Annotated in this window: 4 protein-coding genes and 1 pseudogene; all 5 read right to left on the bottom strand. The window is 53.1% G+C overall.

Annotation, left to right across the window (positions count from 1 at the left end; all coding sequences use genetic code 11):
* Positions 1–80: 80 nt before the first annotated feature.
* Positions 81–1,550 carry a type VI secretion system protein TssA gene (tssA, locus tag F9C28_RS19165; protein ID WP_199016866.1) on the bottom strand — a complete coding sequence of 490 codons (1,470 nt, stop codon included), beginning with the start codon at positions 1,548–1,550 and terminating at the stop codon, positions 81–83.
* A pseudogene (locus tag F9C28_RS19160) lies at positions 1,550–4,979 on the bottom strand (ImcF-related family protein). Before F9C28_RS19160 ends, tssA begins: the two are co-directional and overlap by 1 nt.
* Positions 4,980–4,997: 18 nt before the next feature.
* Positions 4,998–6,413, bottom strand: a complete 1,416-nt coding sequence (locus F9C28_RS19155) for a hypothetical protein (protein ID WP_199016867.1) — start codon at positions 6,411–6,413, stop codon at positions 4,998–5,000.
* Positions 6,413–6,676: a PAAR domain-containing protein gene (locus tag F9C28_RS19150; RefSeq protein ID WP_199016865.1), complete on the bottom strand. Its 264-nt coding sequence runs from the start codon at positions 6,674–6,676 to the stop codon at positions 6,413–6,415. The genes F9C28_RS19155 and F9C28_RS19150 overlap by 1 nt, the downstream gene beginning before the upstream one ends.
* Before the next feature lie 271 nt (positions 6,677–6,947).
* On the bottom strand, positions 6,948–8,309 hold the full coding sequence (locus tag F9C28_RS19145) for a T6SS effector phospholipase Tle3 domain-containing protein (RefSeq protein ID WP_456299973.1): 1,362 nt from the start codon (positions 8,307–8,309) through the stop codon (positions 6,948–6,950).
* Positions 8,310–8,499 lie beyond the last annotated feature (190 nt).

Genomic DNA, 8,499 nt, shown 5'->3' with positions numbered 1-8,499 from the left:
GAACTTTTGCTTTGTCACAGGATGTCGCTACAGGGTCAGGAGTGTGGTGATCTGATCCTAATTTCGGCTAAAAGTTCGATTTATTCAACAAAGCCCCTGCGGGCTTTTACTTCAAAGACCAGTGCAGGGGCCCATTGCGCCAGAGTAAGTACCCCGGCACTGGTGTCGAGGGCCGCCAGCAGATGCAGCGCCATTTCATTCTTCCCATACTGCTCACTTACCCGGGCCATCAGCAGACGCATCAGCCACTGGTCACGGGAGGCGGTGTAACCCGGCTGGACCTGTAGCCAGCTCAGGGCCGCTTCAATACCCTCGCCATCCGCCCTGGCCAACACTTCGGGCTCGAGGATTAATACATCTTCAGCACTGGCCGCCACCGGCGCTGCTTGCCATTCCGGCATATCATCCAGTACGGTTTGATTAAGCCAGTTGAGGGTCACTTCATCAGCAAATGGCGTCCCATCGCTAAATGCCAGCGACGCCAGCCCCGGTAGGCGGGACAACAACCCGTTCAGATCATGGCAGATAATAGTGGCACGCACAGTATCGGCATCAGACTGGATCAAGGCTTGCCAGGTATACCACTGCACATCCAGCCACAGGTGGTTAACCCCCTGGGCGAATAAGGTATCGGTATAGGCCAGCAGCTCAGGCCAGTTTTTTTGCAAATATAAACGTTTAAGCTGTGCCCGGCTGTCTGGCCGCGGCGGATCGAGACGCGTGCGCCCGGCAGCATCCAGCGGCGGTAGCGCCGTCAGCGTGTCCCAGCGAACACTCTTCAGCAGATGATGCCCGGCCAGCCAGCCATCGGTTTGTTCGCGCAAATACGTCGCCAGCACCCTGGCCTGATCGAGCAAATCGCGCCCTGACGTAATGGCATTTATCTCGGGAGTTGAAGGCGCTGACGCGGCCGGGCCATTCCCTTCACGGCTGGTTTGCGGCACCAGGCAAGTGGCGCCGCCGCTTTGTGCCAGCCGGTTGTCCAGCGCCTGATATAGCGGCCCCAGGTCCGGGCGTTCGTCTTCATCAAACGTCTGGAATATCTGTTCAGACAGCAACAGTCCCCCGGCGATACGCTGCATCATGGACATATCCACCTCCGGGTACATGGATAAGCTGTCAGTCATCCGCTTGCTGCTCAGCCACTCCAGGGCGGCTTTGCGGCTCTGGGCACGCAGGGGATACAGCAACGTGCCAAACCGTTCAAGCATCGCCGACAGCAGCGCAATCCCCTGGGCAAACCCGGCCTCCCCATCCTGGTGCAAACGCGCCCATATATAGAAAGTGATCACCCGCAGATCCTTACTGATGCTAAGCAATAACGCTTCTGACAGCCGACAAATCCGTTCGGTATCAATGCCGGAGAGCTTATTCACTTCCTCACGAATACCGCGAAACGCATCGTAATAAACCGGGTCATCCCCGGCGAGTGTCGTACCATCAAGGGGCCGTAACCAGCCTTCCCAGACCGCATGCTGTAACTGCGCCTCGCGCAATAAGATTTTTTCATCAGCGCCACAGGCGTGGATGAGGTGCCGTAATTTAGCCATTATTTCGTTCCCTGTATCATTGCGTTGTTGCGTCTCGCCGGTGCGTCGGCAATGGCAGACGCGTCCAGGCTAAATATTTGATCCGGGAGATGAAACCCCTTCAATGCCAACAGTGCGAGGGGGCCATCCCCCAGTTGGGTCCGTAACCCCCACTGTAACGTGCGACCATCGGCGGAGGTAAAGCGCATCATCCACTGGCTGTGGTCACGTTGCTCATGCGCGCCCTGGCTTAGCCAGCGGATAAAGCCCCATGTCCCGCGATAATCCCCAAACAGACGCGCACCGGCGCGGGTTGACGTCCAGGTCAGCATAGTTTCCGGCTTCCATGTGTCCCCCGGCCAGCGGAATGGCTGCCAGTCGGCTATCTGATTAAAGTAATGCAGTTGCTGCCCGTCGATAGTTAGCCGGGTTTCTACCACGTGCGGTGCCGGGTGGGCCTGCAACTCAAAGCCGATCCCCTGGCCGCCGTCAGTGAATAAAATATCTGCCAGCGCACTCAACTGGTTCACGGCATCAAGGAATGCGGGATTAAACGTCAGCCCCTGGCGGTGGGCGTTATCCGGCACCCACTGGCTGCCTGCTCTGTGCAATACGCCGTTAAGCTCTGTGGCCAAAAACCGGTCGATACGCCCGCTATCTTTGCGGATAAACTCGGCCAGCATAGGCAGTGAGGCGTCGCTTTTCGTTGCCGCAAAGGGGAAGCGGCCATCAAAGGCCGTGTGCCAGCTCGCCACCACCCCCCGGCGCCACCGGTCATTCAGGCTGGCGGCCGACGGTTGCAGGACCGTCTCCCAGGCCTGGGCAAGGGGCTGGACAAACAAAGTGTGGCCAAAGCCGCGCCACGCTTCCCCCAGGCTTGCTGCCACCAGGCTGCCGTATTGTTGGGTATCGGTCAGATCGACACTTTTCCCCTGGAACACGGTCTGGGCCAGGGTTTGCATCGTTTCCCGGGGATTCGCGGCCCCCGCCACCTGCTGCAAACGTAACCGTACCCGCGTGATTCGGGTTAAATAGGTCTGGAGGCTAAGGCTACTGTCGGCTGATACTGCGTTGCTGGCGCTCTGTTTCCCCATTAATGTCAGCAACGGCCCAAAAGTCTCATCCAGTGGCCCACGCAAGCCAGCAGCATGCTGATCGATAACCGGTTTCTCCTGTCCGGTAATCAAATCTCTGGCGGATTTAATAATGGTGTCCGACAGCCCCGCTCGCCGCTCACCGGCCTGCCCCTGCCATGCCAGGGTATTCATCAGTGCAATCAGCGGCGACTGGCGAATATCGCTCATCAGCGTCAGTTGATCGGTGACATCCGCAATATTGGCGGCCGGGTTCCAGCGCAGGCTGTTAAGAAAATGGAGCCAGCTCCCGGCAAAATCCGTGAAGTAACGCTGGGTGAGACGTTCTTTTAGCGCCTCCGGCGCGAGATCGGCAGCAACCCTGTTGTGGCTGTCACTCAGCACCCAGTCAATTTCATCCCGCCGGGCGTTAGCCGCCTTGTCGATTGCCTCCTGAATGCCCCCCTCCCAGGCCTGGCGGGTAAACATACCGGGCACGACTTCCGCGGTGGTGAACAATCGGCGGGCATCCGTCCCGCGGGTCATATCGTCGAGTGAGAGATCGGCAAAGTGACGGCGTACCGAGGCAAGCATATTGTCGTAAAGGGTGCTTTCTGCATTACGGCGGCCAATCTGCTGTAGCAAGACCTGGCGGCTCTGGCCTACCAGCCCTGCATCCGGGGTGATTTTCCACCCGGGCTGTTGCGGTAATGCAGCCATATAAAATGCCCATAAATCCGGCGCGAGGCTCTGCCACAGCCCGGCAGAGATCCCGGCCCGGGTTGGCTGTAGTGCCTGCATGGTCCGGGTGAAAAATGCGCTATCGGCTTTGTCAGGGTGGGCCATCATCAGCCAGGCTTTCAATTGATCATAACCGGCTAACGCCAGCCGGGCGCGCTGGTCGCTGTTGGGTGCCGACGCCACCAGGACGGCCAGCTTCTGCGCCAGAACCTCACTGGCCGGGTCACGGAGCAGGCGGTGATTAGCCGCGCCATACCACGGGAGCATAGCACTCAGCAGCGCCCGGGAATGGTCAAGACCAAAGCGCTGATACCAGGGGGGGCCGTGCTGAGCATAATGTTGCAGCCGTCCGGCATCGTTACGTAGCGCATGCAGCGCCATTAGCTGGCCATCAGAAACCGGTTTGCCTGGCGCCAGTGCCTGAACGTGCGCCGCCACCGCAGATATCTGCCGGTAGTTGAGTGTAAACGAGAGCAGCAGCCCGACCCCCCAGAGACCAATCATCGCGATGATGCACCAGGCCAGCACCCGCTCCCGGGCCAGGCCAACACGGCGCCCCCGAACCCGGCGACAGTCATCGACAATCCCCTGCCAGGTCACCGGTAATGTCAGGGCATGTTGATGCGCTCTCAGTACGGTATTGGCTGCATCACCGCAGGCGGGTGCTGGTTTATCCGCCAGGCTGAACATCAGCCCGCGCAGCGGAATACGCTGCCAGGGGCGATACAGCCACGGGGCCAGGCAGGATTTCCAGTACAGGCCGCCGCCCTGTTCAAGTTGCCGGGCAAGACGCAGCAAGAAATCATAGTGGCGCTGTTCCGCGATCTGCGCGATACCCAGCCTGCGCAGTTTCGGCGCCAGCATATCAAGTTGCGCGGCCACCTGTTCTGGCGGCGCCCGCAGCGGCAGCAAAATACCCACGGACTGCGCCTGGCGCCCGCAGCGGCAGCAAAATACCCACGGACTGCGCCTGGCGCCCCGCCTGTGACCATTCACTCTCACATAACTGCCATAGCCAGATCGGGGCTGCATAACGTAACGCCAGCGCGATTTTTTCCAGCCCGCGCAGGTCGTTATCGCTTGTCTCTGGCGTCAGGAGGTGGCCGTCCTCCAGCACCCGGATAATCCCGTCCAGTGGGCGATAACGGCGCAGTTTACGCAGCCGCCCATAATATTCGCTGTCAATTTCAGCCGCCAGGCTACCGCCGTAGAGGAATACAGTACGCTCCCCCTCCAGCCAACGCTGGGCGAGCAGCCCCGGAACCAATTGTTCAATGGCCGCATCTTCACCGGTGACTAACAACAGACGAACATGCCGGCGCCAGAATAATGAATAGCGATGTAAGAGATATTTATTAAGTGCTGAAAAATCGTATAGATCTGAGATATTATTTTTATTATCTGGACACATGCCATCAGGCATCACCGGTGAACCGGTGCTTTTTCTGAATAGCAGGAAAAATACCGTAGTAAACAATAATCCGGTGATAAAAATAGCACCTGTAATAGCATGCCAGAAGGTATCCTCTCCATTTTCTGGAGCATTCTGATTTGCCTGTGTAAAAACAAAAATTATCAAAAATAAAATAACCAGCATTAACAGAAAAACGCCAAAGAAGTACAACGTCTTTTTCATGCAGGGCTCCTCTGCGGACTATTGTGCCGCTTTGATAAATCGTTGCCGCTGCAAAGTGGCAATGATATATCGCAACATTAAAGCGATACCAGGTAAGGTCACGGCAAGTGACAGCAATAATACACAGAGCCCCCACCAGGAGAATGCCAGAGAAGGAAAAGAGTGAATCGTGGCGTAATACAATCCCATATTCAGAATAATTGCCATCAGAATGGAGCCTGCTGGAAAAGGTGGCAGTGATACCATCGGTTTATGTTCTGAAACGGCAGTGTTGTGGCCTAAAGCGATAGCCCAGGCATCCTGTTTATCCTCCAATAATAGCCATTGGTTCTCCGGGCCATAAGCTGCCATATCTGCAGCCGCGGCAATCATTGGCCATCCAGCAAGCGCACCATAGCCACCGTACGCACCGGTGTAATCGATTATCCCGTTGGTGCCGATATTCTCGTAAAGCGAAATGGGTAATTCCCCCAGCACCCGACTAAGTGACTGACTTGGTGCAGTTGCCATGCCGCTATACCAGACCAAATATTTTTTATCCGATGGCAGCTGAACCATACTCTGTAACTCTTGCAACTCTGCAGCAAGTGCATGGTTATTCATGGGCATTGCACGAAATAAACGCAATACGTTTTTTTGCTCCGTGGACCGCAGCAATAGTGGCGGCATCAAGAATAATCCACATACGAACTCCGGTAATATTTCATCCGACTGGCGATAATGAAGTGCAAGAATGAGTACCGGTATATGTCCTGGGCTAAGCTTCTGATTCCAGTCATTGAACGGTAATTCATTATTCTGAAGACAGATGTCCACTTGCCATGGGTATGACTCTGCCCCCCAGTTCCTGATAAACATCTGTAACTCTTTGTTTTTATCTATACCGGAGGTCTGAATAATTATCCTTAATTTGCCAGCGGGATAACGTTGAAACAAAAATGGTGTAATTTGAGCAATAAGAAAACGACTAAGTTGTTCAAAACGAGAAATTCCCGGAGTAACAGGCCCATCGGGAAGTATGGTTAATACAGATATTTCACCATCCTCCTCTTTTATCACTCCAGCAAGACGCGCCAAAGCACGTGAATCAGTAGTGATCAGTACATGATGAACAATGGCAAGGTGTTGATGTGCATGATGACGCCACGCCTGATGCATCTCATCGCGCCATGTGTTCCAGTTCCAGACGCTAACAGCCTGAATTTCCCACCAAAGTAGATAAATCGTGATGGCTATCAGGATCCAGGCAATAGTGCTTATTGCTAAAGGCAGCCAATAGCGGTTAGTCAACGGCAGTAAACCATCCGCCGGAGAATTCAGCACAACAATAATCAGTGATATAAAAAGTCCCATGATGATAATCAATACACAGGGCCAGGGAGACCAGGCTGGTGGTGAAGCTTTTATCGGTACTTCGGGTACAGACCATCCCATCACTCAATCTCCATATCCCGCAAACTCGCAATTACCGTCGCCCCACACTGCGTTTTACTGCCATGCAACACTATCCCTCGTCCATTTTCATCATACGCAGACATATCACACTCAATAATTTTATTAGTACCATGCTCGGGGCAAGTGACGACGTCATTCAGAAGCGCAGCATTTTTACCGGATAATTCAAAACTTGATGAGGCCGATGACACCTTCCCTCCATGCGAAGTCATATCGCCAAGGATCACAACACATTTTCCCATTTCATTAATCTCCGTTTATAAAACCTTATATTGAACACAGTGATATTTATCCAGTCACTAATCACCATGTAAAAATAAACAATCCAACCAACATATATACATTAACAATACTGAATTCAATTGAATAGACGCACGTAAATAACATAGCCCATTAGCAGTCATCCTAATAAATAAATGCCATTATTGACCGACAGACCATACTACAAGGTAAGTTTTATTGGATAGTTATCTTGTGACGATTATTAGATATATTAACATCAACAGCTTTCTGTTATTTTTTGCGTCGAAAACGCCCGAGAGTCTTCGATTTCTTCTCCTGTGCGTCGTTTGCTATTTGCCTTCTTATTAAGGCTGGCATCGGTGGAATACTCAGTCTCCCTGTCCAGTAATAATCATCACTTTCTAGCCAGTCTGCCTGACGGCGCAATTCTGCGAGGCTTTCTCTATCCCATGAATGCCAGCAATACCCCACCGGTAAATCATAGGCAACAACTCGACTCATAAAACGCTGATCCATCGGCAAGGTGCTATGATCAGTGGGGCGCTGAACGTAAGTACGCACATCTTCTATCATTTCTTTCAGGGACTGTTTTTCATGGCTAATACGATCATCTTTAGACCCTGGCCCCGGAATATGGATATCATCAGATTCATATTTTTTGCGAACCATTTTTTGGTCAAAATAGCCATACAGAGAAATATAGTAGTGGTAATCAGCATCAATGGGTACATTCCTCCTGGGATCTATTTGTCCATAGCCATAGCCCGTAAGCCCCGTTTGTGCCTCTTTACTGGGGTAATCCTGGTCAAAATCTTTCAGCTCTTCGGCCGTGAGAGGTTCAGGTACCCGTGGCCCATTGACTGTCAATTTTTGCCCCCTCGCGGGCTTAGGCCAGGCCAGCCTCTGCAGGAATGTTTCCGTGCTGTCCCAGAATGGCTTGCCATCGCCAAAATCGCTGAAGTGAGCCTGGCTATTGGGCTCCGCACCACACGGAGTGTTACGCGCCAGCATACGGACATACAACGTGTCACCGGCGGATTTAAACAATGTATGAGGTTCAGTAAATTTGCTATCGGGGGTATTGGGCAGCCCCTGCCAACCGATACTGCGCAGCGATGATAAGCCCATAACACGATCATGAGGATTGCAGTAGATCCAGGTTGTGCCGTGGTTATCACGCTCCGGCACACCGCCATGGGCTTTACCGGCAGGGCTCCAGCTATCCCCTTCACCGTCGCTACCGGCCAGTAACCGCTCATATCCCTGCCGTTTTAAACGCATTCTGTTTTCTGCCACTTTTTTGACAATATCGGCAAATGTGGCTTCCCTGGCCTCTTTACTGATAATCTCATTAACCGGATAGGTGATATAAGTCGTTAGCTCATTATCCAGCGCATAGGAAGAGTTCATGATAAAAAGTGCATCGGGTGCCTCGATTGCGGCCGCGGCCAGTGCAATCATGGTTCCCTGGCTGTGCGACAACACCGTCACCGTATCTTCCGGATGCTTATCACGAATAGTTTTAATCAATTTTGCCAGGCGTCCGGCTGCATGAGCATAATAGCGGCGCGGAGGGGAAGCAGTTAATAACCGATCTCGCTCACCATTTAATAATTGCGTACTAAATGGAATGGCTTTGTTGAATAAATCGAACTTTTAGCCGAAATTAGGATCAGATCACCACACTCCTGACCCTGTAGCGACATCCTGTGACAAAGCAAAAGTGGCTTTGTTGAATAAATCGAACTTTTAGCCGAAATTAGGATCAGATCACCACACTCCTGACCCTGTAGCGACATCCTGTGACAAAGCAAAAGTTCAA

The organism is Shimwellia pseudoproteus (assembly GCF_016415625.1).
GTDB classification, from domain to species: Bacteria; Pseudomonadota; Gammaproteobacteria; order Enterobacterales; family Enterobacteriaceae; genus Shimwellia; species Shimwellia pseudoproteus.
The sequence above is the reverse complement of the archived record's forward strand: the minus strand, read 5'-3'. Positions and strand labels throughout refer to the sequence as shown.

Coding starts and splice junctions, on each gene's coding strand:
- tssA (WP_199016866.1), bottom strand. CDS start 1,550: ATGGCTAAATTACGGCACCTCATCCACGCCTGTGGCGCTGATGAAAAA.
- F9C28_RS19155 (WP_199016867.1), bottom strand. CDS start 6,413: ATGGGATGGTCTGTACCCGAAGTACCGATAAAAGCTTCACCACCAGCC.
- F9C28_RS19150 (WP_199016865.1), bottom strand. CDS start 6,676: ATGGGAAAATGTGTTGTGATCCTTGGCGATATGACTTCGCATGGAGGG.